General features: G+C 63.9%; 15 protein-coding genes. 4 read left to right on the top strand and 11 right to left on the bottom strand.

Annotation, left to right across the window (positions count from 1 at the left end; all coding sequences use genetic code 11):
* Window positions 1-87: 87 nt before the first annotated feature.
* From KMZ29_RS19535 to KMZ29_RS19555, 5 genes are all read right to left on the bottom strand, one after another.
* Complete coding sequence (locus KMZ29_RS19535; protein WP_215620757.1) at window positions 88-1353, bottom strand: allantoate amidohydrolase; 1266 nt, start codon at window positions 1351-1353, stop codon at window positions 88-90.
* Window positions 1353-2294, bottom strand: coding sequence for an allantoinase PuuE (puuE, locus tag KMZ29_RS19540; protein ID WP_215620758.1), 942 nt, complete (start codon window positions 2292-2294; stop codon window positions 1353-1355). The genes KMZ29_RS19535 and puuE overlap by 1 nt, the downstream gene beginning before the upstream one ends.
* A complete protein-coding gene (locus KMZ29_RS19545) occupies window positions 2295-2708 on the bottom strand; it encodes a DUF3830 family protein (RefSeq protein WP_215620759.1) in 414 nt (137 codons plus the stop codon).
* 148 nt (window positions 2709-2856) lie between these two features.
* Window positions 2857-3126: a hypothetical protein gene (locus tag KMZ29_RS19550; protein WP_249779735.1), complete on the bottom strand. Its 270-nt coding sequence runs from the start codon at window positions 3124-3126 to the stop codon at window positions 2857-2859.
* Window positions 3119-3421, bottom strand: coding sequence for a hypothetical protein (locus KMZ29_RS19555; RefSeq protein WP_215620760.1), 303 nt, complete (start codon window positions 3419-3421; stop codon window positions 3119-3121). Before KMZ29_RS19555 ends, KMZ29_RS19550 begins: the two co-directional genes overlap by 8 nt.
* Before the next feature lie 163 nt (window positions 3422-3584).
* Here KMZ29_RS19555 and KMZ29_RS19560 point away from each other — a divergent pair, with 163 nt between their 5' ends.
* The 4 genes from KMZ29_RS19560 (at window position 3585) to KMZ29_RS19575 (ending at window position 8042) form a co-directional block, all read left to right on the top strand.
* Window positions 3585-4634 carry a LysR family transcriptional regulator gene (locus tag KMZ29_RS19560; protein WP_215620761.1) on the top strand — a complete coding sequence of 350 codons (1050 nt, stop codon included), beginning with the start codon at window positions 3585-3587 and terminating at the stop codon, window positions 4632-4634.
* A gap of 7 nt (window positions 4635-4641) precedes the next feature.
* Complete coding sequence (locus KMZ29_RS19565) at window positions 4642-5037, top strand: helix-turn-helix domain-containing protein (RefSeq protein WP_215602850.1); 396 nt, start codon at window positions 4642-4644, stop codon at window positions 5035-5037.
* A 445-nt stretch (window positions 5038-5482) separates the two neighbouring features.
* Window positions 5483-6304 carry an enoyl-CoA hydratase gene (locus tag KMZ29_RS19570; protein WP_215620762.1) on the top strand — a complete coding sequence of 274 codons (822 nt, stop codon included), beginning with the start codon at window positions 5483-5485 and terminating at the stop codon, window positions 6302-6304.
* Window positions 6305-6527: 223 nt separating this feature from the next.
* The gene (locus KMZ29_RS19575; protein WP_215620168.1) at window positions 6528-8042 is read left to right on the top strand and encodes an IS1182 family transposase; all 1515 of its coding nucleotides are present in this window, start codon (window positions 6528-6530) and stop codon (window positions 8040-8042) included.
* 862 nt (window positions 8043-8904) lie between these two features.
* On the opposite strand, the gene KMZ29_RS19580 is transcribed toward KMZ29_RS19575, so the two are convergent.
* The 6 genes from KMZ29_RS19580 to KMZ29_RS19605 form a co-directional block, all read right to left on the bottom strand.
* Entirely contained in the window at window positions 8905-9984 is a 1080-nt protein-coding gene (locus KMZ29_RS19580) for an isocitrate/isopropylmalate dehydrogenase family protein (protein ID WP_215620763.1), read from the bottom strand.
* Window positions 9985-10177: 193 nt separating this feature from the next.
* Window positions 10178-11242 (bottom strand): alcohol dehydrogenase, encoded by a 1065-nt coding sequence (locus KMZ29_RS19585; RefSeq protein WP_215620764.1) that lies wholly within the window; start codon window positions 11240-11242, stop codon window positions 10178-10180.
* 117 nt (window positions 11243-11359) lie between these two features.
* Window positions 11360-12346, bottom strand: a complete 987-nt coding sequence (locus KMZ29_RS19590) for an ABC transporter ATP-binding protein (RefSeq protein ID WP_215620765.1) — start codon at window positions 12344-12346, stop codon at window positions 11360-11362.
* The gene (locus KMZ29_RS19595) at window positions 12346-13341 is read right to left on the bottom strand and encodes an ABC transporter ATP-binding protein (protein WP_215620766.1); all 996 of its coding nucleotides are present in this window, start codon (window positions 13339-13341) and stop codon (window positions 12346-12348) included. The genes KMZ29_RS19590 and KMZ29_RS19595 overlap by 1 nt, the downstream gene beginning before the upstream one ends.
* The gene (locus tag KMZ29_RS19600) at window positions 13338-14210 is read right to left on the bottom strand and encodes an ABC transporter permease (RefSeq protein ID WP_215620767.1); all 873 of its coding nucleotides are present in this window, start codon (window positions 14208-14210) and stop codon (window positions 13338-13340) included. Before KMZ29_RS19600 ends, KMZ29_RS19595 begins: the two co-directional genes overlap by 4 nt.
* Entirely contained in the window at window positions 14197-15147 is a 951-nt protein-coding gene (locus KMZ29_RS19605) for an ABC transporter permease (protein ID WP_215620768.1), read from the bottom strand. The genes KMZ29_RS19600 and KMZ29_RS19605 overlap by 14 nt, the downstream gene beginning before the upstream one ends.
* Between the last annotated feature and the right edge of the window lie 5 nt (window positions 15148-15152).

Consider the following 15152-nt stretch of genomic DNA (forward strand, 5'->3'; position numbering starts at 1 on the left):
TCACTTTTCGTTCAGGTCCTGATCGCCCTGCGGCCGGGGACGTGTTGGGCGGGGTGGTGCCCGATTTCGCGGTCGGGCTCGAGATTTTCAGCGACGGGCTGATTCTGGCCGCGGGCGAAAATTCTCGATCAGGCGCAGCAGGACGCGCGCGCCGGCATCCGCGTCGGCCGGATCGACGTGCTCGTCCGGATGATGGCTGATGCCGCCGCGGCAGCGCACGAACAGCATGGCCACGTCCGCGATATCGATCATCGCCATGCCGTCGTGGCCGGCCCCGCTCGGCAGTTCGAACACGCGATAGCCCTCGCCTGCGATGGCCTCGGCCACCTGCTGCCTGAGCCAGGGGGCGCAGGGCGCGGTGCGGTTCTCATGGGTCACATGGATCGCGGCAACCAGAATTCGTCGCCCGGCGATCGTCCTGATGCGACCGGTGATTTCAGCGACCGCGCGTGTGCGCTGCTGGTCCGATACGGCGCGGACGTCGATCGTGAACACGGCCTTTCCGGGAATGACATTGGTCGCTCCCGGCATCGCGCTGATGGAGCCGACGGTGCCGACGAGCCCGGGCTCGGCCCGGCAATACGCCTCGACGGCGAGAATGCATTCGGAGGCGCCCGCCAGCGCATCGCGCCGCAGCGCCATCGGAACCGTGCCGGCGTGGCCGGCCATGCCCGACAGCGCGACCGAAAGCCGGGTCGCGCCCGAGATCGCCGTCACCACCCCGACCGGCAGGCCCTGGTTTTCCAGGACCGGTCCCTGCTCGATATGCAGTTCGAGATAGCCGTGCAGCTCGCCTCGCCTCCGCGCCGCGGCACGGATGCGGCCGGGATCGAGGCCGAACCGCAGCAGGGCGTCGCGCATCGTGATGCCGCCGCTGTCCCTGGCTTCAACCACACTATCGTCGAAAGTGCCGGCCACGGCGCGGCTGCCGAGCAGGGTCGATGCGAAGCGGACACCTTCTTCATCGGCGAAGCCGGTCACCTCGACCGCGAAGGGCAATCGCTTGCCGCGCCGGTAGAGATCTCCGACGCAGGAAATCGCGGTAATGAGCCCGAGCGGCCCGTCCCATTTGCCGGCGTCGCGCACGGTGTCGTAATGCGAGCCCAGCATCAGGCAGGGCAAACCCGCCTGCTCGCCTTCGTAGCGTCCGCAGACATTGCCGATGGCATCGAGCTGAGCGGCCATGCCGGCGTCCTGCATCCACGCCAGCAGCAGATCGGCCGCGGCGCGGTGCTCGGGGGTGAGAAAGATCCGCGTCAGATGATTGGAAGTCTCGGAGATCGCGCCGAGCGCGTCGATGCGGCGGACGATTTCCCGCCCGAGATCGCCGGTAGCATTGGTGCCCCCCGCCATCACAGCGATCCGACAGACGGCGCGCCTTGGGCGAGATGCGCGAGGTTGGCGTGCCAATGCCGCGCGATCTGAAGCCGCGTCGGCACCCAGACCCGGTCATGGCCCGCGACGTAATCGAGAAAGCGCATCAGCGACGCCGCCCGCCCCGGCCGGCCCGCGATCCGGCAATGCAGGCCCACCGACATCATCTTCGGCGAAGTGGCGCCCTCCGCATAAAGCACGTCGAAACTGTCCTTGAGGTAGCTGAAGAACTGATCGCCGCCGCCGAAGCCTTGGCCGTTGATGAAGCGCATGTCGTTGGCGTCGAGACTGTAGGGAATGATCAGATGCGGTCCCGCCGCGCCCCTGACCCAGTACGGCAGATCGTCGGCGTAGGAGTCGCAGGAATACAGAAAACCGCCCGCCTGCGTCACCAGCCGCAAGGTGTTGATCGAGGACCGCCCGGTGTACCAGCCGAACGGCCGCTGCCCCGTCACCTCGGTGTGAATGCGGATGGCCTGCGCAATCGTGTCGCGCTCCTCCGCTTCCGGCATATCCCCGTGTTCGACCCACTTCAGGCCATGGCAGGCGATGTCCCAGCCGGCCTCGTTCATCGCTGCGACGATTTCGGGATTGCGCTGCAGCGCGGTCGCGACCCCGAACACCGTCGGGCGCAGCTTGCGCTCGGTGAAGATGCGCCACAGCCGCCAGAAGCCGGCGCGCGAGCCGTATTCGAACATCGATTCGATATTGGCATGGCGCTGTCCCGGCCAGGGCTGCGCGCCGAGCACGTCGGACAGAAAGGCTTCCGAGGCGGGATCGCCGTGCAGGATGTTGTTCTCGCCGCCCTCTTCGAAGTTGATGACGAACTGCACCGCGATCCGCGCGCCGTCCGGCCAGCGCGGATCGGGCGGCTCTCGGCCATAGCCGCGGAGATCGCGGGGATATGGGGCGTCAGCCATTCAAGCCGCCTCGAACCGGACCTTCTGCGCGCCCTTCCACAGCACGGTCTTGCCGAGCTCCGGCAGCCGATCGAGCCCCGAGGTCAGGGTGATGAAATGGTTGCCGGCGAGCTGACCCATCTTGCTGGCGAAGTGCACCCCGCCATAGGCCAGCAGAATCTCGGTCTCGCTGATGCCGCCGGGATAAAGGATGATCTGGCCCGGCGCGGGATAACTGGTGTGGTTTTCATAGCCGACGCCGAAGTCGAGATCGCCGAGCGGAAGCCAGACCGCCTCACCGCTCCAGCGGACATGGACCATCTGGCTTTCGAAGGGCATCGCGCGGCGAAACGCTGCACAGGTCTTCGGCGCCAATTGTTCCTCGAAACGCGCGTCGAACGTGAAGTCGCCGGCGCGGACAATGAGTTGGCTCATGGGATGGCTTTCCTGCTCCTCGAGGTGAGGATCAGATTGCAGCCACCGCGCAATCAGGCAAGATTATTTTTGTCGCTGCAAATGCCGAAGAGAACGCCGTCCCTGGCGAAACATCGAAAAATCCGGCTGAGGCCTCGAAAGCGCGCGGCTATTTCACCAGCTTCAGCACGGCGCGCCGGCGCTGGCTGCCAGGCGATTTCGGATCGTTCGACCGCTCCGCCGCGTCGTCATCCGGCGTCATCGCATCGCACAGCGCTTTGAGATCCGAATCCGGAATCTTGCTGAGGTCGATCCGTAGGTCGAGAATCGCCAGCGACACCAGTTTGGCCGTCTCCGGACGGCCGCCCTTGACCAGCGCCGCCCGGCACTGTTCGAGCGTTGCAAGAATCGAATGCAGTCGTACTTCCGAATTAGCCACCAGCGTTCTTTCCGTAACCGAGCTTGCGAGGTAGAGTGGAGGCGATCCAGTTGGTCGTTTCATACACCTCTCCATAAAGTCCCGATATTCGCGATACGGCCCGATGGATGTCGTCCGCCGAAATGTCGTCGAGAGCATGACTGGCCGACGCGTCACACAGAAAAGTAACCTCGTGGTTGCGGTGGAAGGCCAGCCGCCGCGGCTTCGCCAGGTCCTCCTGCAGCATATCCACAAAAGCGACGATTGGGACGCTGGAGCAGTTGGCGAAGGTCCGCAGGCTGACGGCTGACGTCATTTGGGGCCCCTTTTGGGGTCGGAAGGCCAGCCTGACGGTATCAGGGGGTTCCGGAGGGAGGTCTGCGGGGTAAGCATAAGCGACAGAATCCGGGGACGGAAACCCGCAGTGGTTGTAGTTTCGGACATACTCTGCCAAGATTAGCGCGCAGAAAGGACGATGTATGCGTCTGGTCGTGGAAAGGGGCGTTCCACAGGAGGAACACCCAAAGGTCGCCATAGGCAGTCTCACCGACTGGGACGCCGCCAGGGTTTTCCTGGAGGTGGTCCGCTGCGGCAGCTTCAGGTCCGCGGCCGAGCGGCTCGACCTGTCCATCAACGTCGTGCGCCGGCGCATCGACGATTTCGAGCGCCAGGTCGGCGCCACCCTGTTCACGCGCGACGTTCACGGCACAAGGCTGACCGACGAAGGCTCGCTGGTCGTTTCCGCGGTGGAGCGCATGGAGGCCGCGTCGTTCGATCTGGTGCGCGCCGGCAATTCCGTCACCAATACGCTATCGGGGGAAGTCCGCGTAGCCGTCACCGAAGGTCTCGGCACCTTCTGGCTGGCCCCGCGCCTGGTCGAATTCCAGCAATCGTTCCCGAATATCCTGGTCGATCTGCACTGCGCGATGCGATCCGCCGACGTATCGCGGCATGAGGCCGACATTGCGATCCACCTGTCGCGGCCGGCCGCGCTCGACGTCAAGCTGGTCCGGCTTGGCCGCATGCACCTGATGTTCTTTGCCGGCGAGAAATACATCGAGAAATTCGGCGCGCCGAAAACCACGGAAGAGCTGGTCAAGCACCGGCTGGTGATGCAGGTCGCCGATGAAATCGCCGCCAAGGAAACGTTCGAAAGCTGGTTTCCCGGCTATTCGCAGCGGGACTTGCTGGTGATGAAAACCAACGTCAGCAGCGCCCACTACTGGGCCGTCGCCAACGGCGCGGGGATCGGCGTGTTTCCGACGTACGGCTACGCACTCGGCGGCAAGATCGTGCCGCTTGAGATTCCGTTGCGCCAGCCGTTCGACATCTGGCTCTCCTACCATCCCGGCAACGGCCGCATCCCCCGGGTGCGGCGGATGATCGACTGGCTGGTGGAGGCTTTCAATCCCGTGAGATTCCCGTGGTTCAAGGACGAATTCGTCCATCCATGCGAATTTGACGCGGTATACAAGGGTGAATCCCTGACCCATTTATTCGGGGGCTTCTCGACCGACGAAGGACGGTAAAGGCAGGATGATGAAATCAGCAGCGAAGAAAATGAAGCAGCGCAGTGCTGGAAAACCGGACATCGAATTGGGCAAGCGAATCCGGCTGCGGCGCGTTGAGCAGAAGATCTCGCAGGCGGAACTTGGCGACAAACTCGGCGTCAGCTTCCAACAGGTGCAGAAGTACGAGAAGGGCGTCAACCGTGTCGGCGCCGCCCGTCTTCAAGCCATCGCCACTGCGCTCGATGTCCCCGTCACCTTCTTCTATGACGGTGACGGCAAGGCGCGGGAGGTCGAAAGCCTGCTGTTCCTCGATAGCGCGTTCAGCCTCCGGTTGCTGCGGGCTTACAGCAAGATCAAGGACCAGACCGTGCAGCGTCAGCTGGTGTCCTTGATGGAATCGATCGCCGCGAACGAAGACTAGCCGTTGCAAACCCTTGGGGTTCCCTTGGAGTTCTCCTTGGGGTTCGCAGCGCGAGCTTTCGGTTCGCAGCACCGCGGATACGTTCGATCGGCGCAAGCGGATCGGCCGGCAGACCATCGACCTGCCAGGCCACAGGCGGGTCCGGGCGCGACAGGACGAGCCCGACGCCATGGCAAGTGGCTGGCCGTTTGACATCGGGGATGCTCAGCGGCTCCCGGTTGCGGGCCGCAGCCTCGAGCAAGCTGATTGCCGATCCCGCGAAGCGTGACAAGCTGACGACGATTGCGCGCTGGAGCCGCTCTCCCCGGTCCGGCCGGGAGAAACACTCCCATACGGCCGAATGCTCGACTAAATTACTGGCGCGTCCGGCTCCCGCACGGGCGACGACCGGTCCCTTCCTCACGTCCTGAGGCGGGGCCACCTGATACCTCACGAAAGCGCACCGATGCTCGACGCCCCCAAGACAACAGAAAAATCCTTTGCCGACGGCAAGATCCTGCAGAGCGTCAGCGACGGCGTCGGCGTCATCACGTTCAACAATCCGGAAAAGCGCAACGCCATGTCGCTCGACATGTGGGAAGGGCTCGGCCACGCGCTGGTCGAATTGCGCGACGATCCCGAGGTGCGCGTGGTGATCATGGTCGGCGCCGGCGACAAGGCGTTCGTCTCGGGCGCCGATATCAGCCAATTCGAGAAGACCCGCCACAACGCCGAGGCAGGGGAAGAATATGCCAAGAAGAGCGCCGCGCAGCGCGCGCTGCTGGCTGATTATCCGAAGCCGACGATCGCCTGCATCCGCGGCTTCTGCCTCGGCGGCGGCATGCAGGTGGCGATGCTGGCCGATATCCGTATCGCGTCCGACTACAGCCAGTTCGGCATTCCCGCCGCCAGGCTCGGCATCGCCTATGGCTATGACGGCCTGAAGCATCTGGTGTCGCTGGTCGGTCCGTCCTGGGCGCGGCTGTTGATGTACACGGGGATGCGGATCGATGCCGCCGAAGGGTTAAGGATCGGCCTGGTCGATCGCTTGGTATCGGACATCGAGCTGTGGGACGCGACTTTGGAAATCGCCCGCACCATCTCCGGCAACGCCCCGCTCGCGATTCAGGCCGCCAAGATCACCATCGCGCAGGTCTTGAAAGACGAAAGCAAGCGCGACATGGACGCGATCAAGGCGATCGGCAACGCCTGCATGGACTCGGAAGATTTCCGCGAAGGAAGGCGCGCATTCATGGAGAAGCGCAAGCCGCAGTTCAAGGGAAGGTAGATTCCAGACGCTGCGTGGGCTGGATTAGCGCCAGCGTAATCCGCCACCTTTCTTTCAAGCGTCGGCGGATTACGCCTTGCGCAGCTGTGTGACTACCCGACGGGCAAATCAGTTCGCCTTGCGATTATGGCGTGTCCAGTCCCTTTGCGAAAAATATTTCGCTTAACCCGTCGAGGCTGAGCAAGAACTCGGCATTTTGAGGAGTTGATGTACGATTCGGTTCATGACGAATCGCACATTCAAGACCGGCGCGAGCCGGGATCAGACCAGCCTGCTTCCTCCACGGATTGAGGATTATGTCGGGCCGAACAACCCGGTGCGGGCGATCGAGAGCTTTGTGTGTGCCCTCGACCTTGCAAAGCTCGGTTTCCTCCATGCGGCGCGCGGGGCGGACGAGATGGGGCAGCCACCGTACGATCCGGCCGATCTGTTGAAGCTGTATCTGTACGGCTACATCAACCAAGTCAGATCATCGCGCCGGCTGGAACGGGAAGCAGGTCGCAATCTGGAGCTGATCTGGCTGTTGAAGAACCTGAGGCCGGGCTATCGGACGATCGCCAACTTCCGCAAGGAGAACTGGGCAGCGCTGAAGGCCGCGAACCGCAGTTTCGTGCTGCTGCTTCGCGAACTCGATCTGATCGGAGGGAGCCTTGTTGCGCTCGACGGCGCCTTGTTCCACGGCAACGCCAGCAAGGGAAGCATCTTCACGCAAAGGAGGCTGACCAAACAGATCGCCGCCTTGGACAAGGAGATCGAGGCCTATGGCAAGGCTCTCGAAGCCAATGATGCGGAAGAGGCCAAGCAGCGAAGCGACGGTTCGCGGGGCGACGGCAAGGGTGGTAGTGGCGACGTCGGCGAGAAGGTGAAGGAGCTGATGGCCCGGCGCGAACGCGCGCAAGCCGACCTCAAGGACTTGGAGACAAGCAACAAGGGGCAACTCTCGAAGACCGATCCCGACGCGAGGCTTCTGAGCAAGGGCGATCAGACCATTGCGGGCTACAACGTGCAGAGCGTTGTCGACGACAAGCACATGCTCATTGTTACCAGCGAGGTCGTCAATCGCAGCGATGCAGGCCACCTTCATGAGATGGCAAACGCGGCAAAAGAGGTTCTCGATGTGGAGACCCTGCGGGTGGCGGCCGATACCGGCTATTACAATAGCGAGGACCTGAAGGCCTGCGAGGATGACGGCATCAAAGCCTATGTGCCGATGCATGAGGGCAATGGCAAGCTCGAGGAGGGTCGCTTTAGCCGCAAGGATTTCCGCTACGATGCGAGCGCCGACGTCTACCGTTGCCCGACCGGAGAACTGCTGCGTCCAACGGAAGGGCGCTGGAAGAATGCGAGCGGCCGCGTCGAGATCCGCTACCTGGGGCGCAAGGCGGCCTGCGCAGCCTGTCCTCTGAGAGCGCAGTGTCTCGCCCCGAAGGCACCTTACCGGAGCATCGCTCGCTGGGAACACGAGGATGTTCTCGAACGTCACCGCGCGAGGATGGAAAGTGAGGAGGCCAAAAAATTGATGCGCCGCCGTTCCGCCATCGTCGAGCATCCCTTTGGAACGCTCAAATGCCGCGCCGGGTATCAGCACTTTCTCGTGCGCGGCTTCGACAAGGTCCGTGGCGAATGGAGCCTGATGGCCCTCTGCTACAATTTCACTCGCGTGCTCAACATTCTCGGCTTCGACCGCTTCGTCGCGTACCTTGAAAAGGCGCCATTGCCCGCGAAAACCTTCCTATAAGCACTCTGCGCGCCCTTCAGCTTGCTTTGCGGCCCTTCCGGACTAGAATCCTGCTGTGGCTCGCAGTCAGTCCTTTCCGCGCCACCCCAGCCTCATAATCAGCATTCTTGCCCAGCCTCGTCGGGCAAATCAGCGCTAACGACTCGCCCGTCTCACCCGACAAGAGGGGCGGCTCGCGATCGTCACGAAACGCGCGGTGGGATGCGGTGGACGCAGATGCGCCTTTGACGAACGGTGCGGATAGCGGACGGCGAAGTCGTGTGGTCCTGACAGCCTCTGGGTTGGCGTCAAGCCGGCGGGCAACCGCCGGCGACGGTGACAAACAAATCCTGATCGCCGGGGAGAGCGCGCTATAAGCCGTAAACCACTGCGCAGGGAAGGCCGGATTGCCTCCGCTGAACCTGTATGCTCGTGTGCGTCTTTCTTCGCACATACTTGCACACGAGACCGCGGGTGCAGCGCGCATCCGGTCTTCCCTGCGCCCTCTAATTAAGAGAGGGGCGTGGAAATTCTACAGCAAACCTCGGGCGAAATCCGCCGCGAGATCGCGAAGGCATGTTTGTGATTGTTCGAAATCCTGAATCCTCTTTCGTCGTCCCTGCGAACGCAGGGACCCATACGCCGCGGCCTATCGGTGAGACGCAGGCATCAGATACTTTCTGCATCAACTAACGCCGGTGGTTATGGGTCCCTGCGTTCGCAGGGACGACGTGGGAGAATCGGCTCTTCAACGCGCTCGCTGCCTGCATCGCGGGACATGACAGCTGTAGTTGACAGCCGCTGTAACGCATCCGAGCCCTCTCACTCATCTTTTTTCTTTTTTAGACAGGGACTCGTTTGCTTCGTTTTCGCCCGCCCCCGCCTACAGCGCCTCGAGCACCGCTTTCGCAATATCCGCAGTGCCGTTGCTGCCGCCGAATTCCATCGGCTTGATGCCGTCGGCATAGACCTTGTCGACTGCGCGCTCGATACGCTCGCCGGCCTCGGCGGCGGCCTCGATGCCGTGCTTGTCGGCGAGCCAGTCCAGCATCATCGCGGTGGAGAGGATCATGCCGGTGGGGTTGGCCTTGCCCTGCCCCATGATGTCGGGCGCGGTGCCGTGGCAGGGCTGGAACACGGCGTGGCGGTCGCCGATGTCGGCCGAGGGCGCCATGCCCATGCCGCCGATCAGGCCAGCGGTCAGGTCGGAGAGAATGTCGCCGAACATGTTTTCCGTCACCATGACGTCGAAATCCCAGGGCCGCTTCACCAGCAGCGCCGAGCAGGCGTCGACATACATGCGATCGGCCTTGACCCCGGGGTGACGCTTGGCGGCTTCGTCGAACATCCCGCGAAAGAAGGCGAACGCCTTGAACACGTTGGCCTTGTCGACGCAGGCCAGTGCGCCGGGCTTGCCGCGCGCCTTGCGGCGTTCGGCGAGGCGGAAGGAAAACTCGAACAACCGTTCCGAGGTTTTTCGCGTGATCACCAGCGTCTCGCGCGCTTCGGTATCGGTGACGATGCCCTTGCCCATCGAGGCGAACAGCCCCTCGGTGGATTCCCGGATGACGATGAGATCGATGCCGCGCGTATCCGCGCCGACGATCGGGCTCGGCACGCCGGGAATGAGCCGCGCCGGCCGCACCCCGGCATAGAGATCGAAATGAACGCGCAGCTCGATCTGCGGCGCGATCTCGGTGTTGTCGGGGTAGCGCACCGACGGCAGGCCGCAGGCGCCGAGCAGGATGGCGTCGGCCTCGTCGCACAGCCGCACGGTAGAGTCCGGCATCGACTTGCCGGTCTCGCGGTAATTGTTGGCGCCGGCCGGCGCGCCGGTGAAGCGGAATTTGAGATCCGAGGTGCTTTCGATCTTGCGCAGGACTTCCAGCGCCGGGGCCATCACTTCAGGGCCGATACCGTCGCCGGCAAGCACGGCGATGTGAAGGGCGTCGTTGGCAGACATGGGGAGGTTCCTTGTGGAAGGCGAAGAGAGCAGTAATGAGTTGAGTTACGTCGTCATTGCGAGCCAACGGGTCGCGCGAATGCGCGCCCGATGACAGGTTCCGCGAGAGCAATCCATGCCACCGCGCGAAGAAGGGCTGGGTTGCTTCGTCGCTTCGCTCCTCGCAATGACGGGAAATGACGACGCAATGTCCCTACGGCGTCAATACCGCGCGGCCGACCAGCCGGCCCTTTTGCAAATCGACCAGCGCGTCATTGGCCCTGGCGAGCGGCATCGGGGTCACCGGGATCGGCGGCACCTTCTTGTCGCGCACGAGATCGAGCAGTTCCTGGGTCTCGCGGAGATTGCCGACATAACTGCCCTGGATCGTGATCGCCTTGATCGGAATCAGCGGCAGTGCAAAGGTGGCGCCGCCGCCGAACAGCCCGACGATCACGAGCTTGCCGCCCTTGCTCAGGCAATCGAAGCCGAGTTGCGTGGTCTTGGCGTTGCCGACGAGATCGATCACCGCGCGGATCGGGCCGCCGGCCTTTTGCGCAAGCTGTTCCAGCGCGTCGGGCGCGCCGCCATCGACGGTCGCGAGCGCGCCGGCCTTCTCGGCGGCTTCGCGCTTGCGCGCATCGATATCGACGACAATGGCGCCCTTGCCGCCCATCGCCTTCAAGAGCGACAGCGCCATCAGGCCGAGACCGCCGGCGCCGATGATGACGATCGGCGTGTTGAAATCCTTCTCCACCTTCTTCAGCGCGCTGTAGGTGGTCACGCCCGAGCAGGCATAGGGCGCCGCGGTGACGGGATCGAGCCCCTTCAGGTTGAGCAGGTATTTCGGATGCGGCACCGTCATGTAGTCGGCATAGCCGCCGTCGCAGTAGACGCCGAGCGAGTTCGGCTTCAGGCACATATTCTCGTCGCCGGCGAGGCAGGTCTCGCATTTGCCGCAGCCGAGCCAGGGATAGACCAGCGCGATATCGCCGACCTTGAGGCCGGCGGTGTCGGCCTTGGCATCCGGCCCGAACGCCACCACCTCGCCGACGGTCTCATGTCCCATCGTGCGCGGCAGCGACACGCCGCGATCCCTGAGCGACAGCGGCTTGCGGCCGTGGCCGAGATCGTAGCCGCCTTCCCAGATGTGCAGGTCGCTGTGGCAGACGCCGGCCGCCTTCACCTTGATCAGGACCTGCGTGCCGGATGGTTGCGGCGTCGGCTGGTCCACTTCCTTCAAGGGGGCGTTGAAATCGGCAACCTGGAAACTCTTCATCGCGTCTCTCCCGATGGTTCTGGCTTTTGGCCGAGCATAGCGTTTTCGAGCGAAGTGGGTACCGGTTCGCGCTGGGAAAACGCGTCAAAACAAAGTGCTTCGACCGTTGTTAGACGCTTAGTCCGCCCCGATCAATGGATGATGGCAGGCGGCGAACTGGCGTGCGGCAACCTCGCGAAGTTCCGGGACCTCGTCGCTGCAGCGCTGGTCCGCGCGCGGGCAGCGGGTGCGAAAACGGCAGCCGGAGGGCGGCGCGATCGGCGACGGCGGCTCGCCGACCGCCACGCTTTCGGCCGGGCGGACGTCGGGATCCGGCACCGGGATCGCTTCGAGCAGCAGCGCTGTATAGGGATGTGCGGGCTGGGCGAACAGTTGCTCGGGCGGGCCCACCTCGCAGAGCCGGCCGAGATACATCACCGCCACCCGGTCGCTGACCGCTTTCACCACCGCGAGATCGTGGGCGATGAACAGCAGTGTCAGCCCGAACCGCGCCTTCATGTCCTCCAGCAGATTGAGGATCTGGGCGCGGATCGACACGTCGAGCGCCGATACCGGCTCGTCGCAGATGATGAATTCGGGATTGAGCACCAGTGCCCGCGCGATGCAGATGCGCTGGCATTGTCCGCCGGAAAATTCGTGCGGCAGCCTCCCCATCACCAGATTGGGATCGAGGCCGACCGCGCCGAGCACGTCGCACACCATCTGGTGGCGCTTCTCCGGATCCTTGACGCCCGCGATCACCAGCGGCTCGGCGACGATATCGCCGATCCGCCGCCGCGGATTGAGCGAGGCGATCGGATCCTGGAAGATCAGCTGTACGCGCTGGCGCATCTTGCGCAGGGCATCGCCATGCATCGCGGTGAGATCATGGCCGTCGAACAGGACGCGGCCGGATTGAGCCCTGCGCAACTGCAGCACCGCGCGGCCGAGCGTCGACTTGCCGCAGCCGGATTCGCCGACCAGGCCGAGCGTCTCGCCGCGCGCGACTTCGAGGCTGACGTCCGACACCGCGTGGACGATGTGGCCGCCGACCGCATATTCGACAACCAGATGCTCGACCTTGAGCAGCGGATCGCGCGAAAGAGAATCCTTGCTTTCCTGCATCACGCGCCAGCTCCTGCCGGCGCCAGAATCGGGTGGAAGCAGGCGAATTGGTGGTCGGGGGTTTCCGCAACCGTGAGCCGGGGCTTCTCCTGATGACAGAGGCCTGCGGCATAGCGGCAGCGCGGCGAAAACGAGCAGCCTTTGATCGGCCGGGTCGGGTCCGGCGGACGTCCGGAAATCGCCGGCAGCGGCGTATGCGGCGCGGTATCGAGCTTCGGGATCGCCGCCAGCAGCGCCTCGGTGTAGGGCATGTGCATCTTCTTGAACAGGTCGGGCGTCGGCGCGCGCTCGACGACGCGGCCGGCATACATCACCGCGACCTCGTCGGTGCGGCCGGCCACCACGCCGAGATCGTGGGTGATGATGATCATCGCCATGTGGCGGCGGCGCTGCTCGCGCGCCAAGAGATCGAGAATCTGCGCCTGGATGGTGACGTCGAGCGCGGTGGTCGGCTCGTCGGCGATCAACAGCTTCGGTTCGCAGGACAGCGCGATCGCGATCGCGACCCGCTGCCGCATGCCGCCGGAGAGCTGATGCGGGTATTGCATCAGTCTTTGTTCCGGCGCGGGGATGCCGACCGCTGCCAGCAACTCGATGCTGCGCATTTTCGCGGCCTGGCCGTCGAGTTCGAGATGCTCCTGCAGCGTCTCGATCAATTGCGTGCCGATGGTCAGCACCGGATTGAGCGAGGTCATCGGGTCCTGGAAAACCACCGCGAGCGACCGTCCGCGCAGCTTGCGCAGGCGTTCGGGATCCATGCCCACGAGGTTCTGCCCATCGAACATCACGCGGCCGGAAAGCTTTGCCTTTTTCGGCAGCAGTTGCAGGATGGCGCGCGACAGCATGGTCTTGCCGCAACCGGATTCGCCGACGATGCCGAGCGTCCGCCCGGCGCCGACCACGAGGTCGACCTGATCCACCGCGCGAAGATTGCCGCGCGGCGTCGGCAGATCGACCGCAACCCCCTCGACCGAAAGCAGCACGGGTCCGGTCACAGCGCGCCCTGCCGCGGATCGGTCAGGGCGCGCAGCGTGTCGCCGATCAGGTTGAAGGCAAGCACGGTCAGGAACATCGCGATCGCGGGAATGAAGGCGAGCCTGGGCGCCATCTCGAGACTTTGGCGCCCCTCCCCGATCATGCTGCCCCAGCTCGATATCGGCGGCGGCACGCCCAGCCCGAGGAACGACAGCGCCCCTTCGACCACGATGGTGACGGCGACACCGAGCAGAAAGAACGCCAGCAGCGGCAGCATGACGTTGGGCAGCAGTTCGCGCAGCAGGATGCGCGCATGCGTCGCGCCGAGCGCCTGCGCCGCGATCACGAATTCGCGCCGCGCCAGCGTGAGCGTGGTGGCGCGCGCCACCCGCATGAAAGCGGGAATGCCGAGCACACCCAGAATAAAGGTGAGGTTCAGGATTGATTGTCCGAGATAGGCGGTCACGGCCAGCGCCAGGATCAACGGCGGAAACGCCAGCAGCACGTCCATGCTGCCGACCACCAGCGACTCGAACCGGCCGCGGAAATAGCCCGCCAGCATCCCGAGCGCGCCGCCGAGCGTTAGCCCGATGATCGGCGCACAAATCCCCACGACCAGCGATATCCGCGCTCCATGGATCACCCGGGACAATTCATCCCGGCCAAGGCCGTCAGTGCCCAACCAGTGGGCCATCGAGAACGGCGCGCGCTTCTCCAGCATGTCCATGTCGGTCGGGCTCGGCAACGGCAGCACATCGGCGCATATCGCCACCGCAAACACGAAGATCACCCAGCCGATCGCGACCCAGAAAAGCGGTCCGAGCCGGCGGCCCCGCCGCGTTGGCGCTTGTGCAACATCCTGGTCGATGCTGAGTTCAAGCGTGGCCATGACGGATCCTTGGATCAAGAGCGGCGTAGAGCATATCGACGATGAAGTTCATCAGCACGAATCCTGCACCGACCAGCAACACCACGCCCTGCAGGATGATTAGGTCGCGCGTGGCGATCGCGCCGACAAGAAGCCGGCCTATTCCAGGCAGCGCAAAAATCGTCTCCACGATCACCGCGCCACCGATCAACCGTCCAATGTTGATTCCGGTGATCGTCACCAGCGTGAGCGACGAGGGCTTCAGCGCATGCACGAACAGGATGCGCGACGCCTTCAATCCCTTGGCCTTGGCCAGCGCGATATAGTCCTCCTGGAGGGTCGCGATCATGTCGGAACGCAGCACGCGCATGATCCCCGGCCACTCGGCAAGCGCCAGCGTCAAGGCCGGCAACACCATGAAGCGCAGATTCGCGGCCGGATCCTCGCCGAACGGCACGTAGCCGGTCGCCGGCAGCCAGCGCAATTCCACCGCGAAAAGATAGATCAGCAGGATGGCCGACAGGAAGGTCGGCACCGACAGCATGCCGAAGGCGGTGCCGGTCATGAAGCGATCGAAAGGGCCGCCGCTGCGCGCCGCGCAAACTATCGCCAGCGGAATGCCGATCGCGAGGCACATGATCTCGGCCAGGATCATCAGTTCGAACGAGATCGGAAGCCGCTCGGACACCGCCTGCAACACGGTTTGTCCGGTGCGGAACGACCGGCCGAAATCGCCCTGCAGGACGTGACCGAGCCAGCCGAAATAACGGATCCAGATCGGTTGATCCAACCCCATGTCGCGGCGCAACGCCGCGACCGTTTCCGGTGTCGCCTGATCGCCGAGGATCGTGTAGGCGAGATCGCCCGGCAAAAGCGAGGCGATCAGGAATGTCAGCAGCGATACCGCGATCAGGACCGGTACCAGGTACAGGAACTTTCGCGCGACAAAGAACAGCATACGGA

The sequence above is a fragment of the Bradyrhizobium sediminis genome, assembly GCF_018736085.1.
Lineage (GTDB): Bacteria > Pseudomonadota > Alphaproteobacteria > Rhizobiales > Xanthobacteraceae > Bradyrhizobium > Bradyrhizobium sediminis.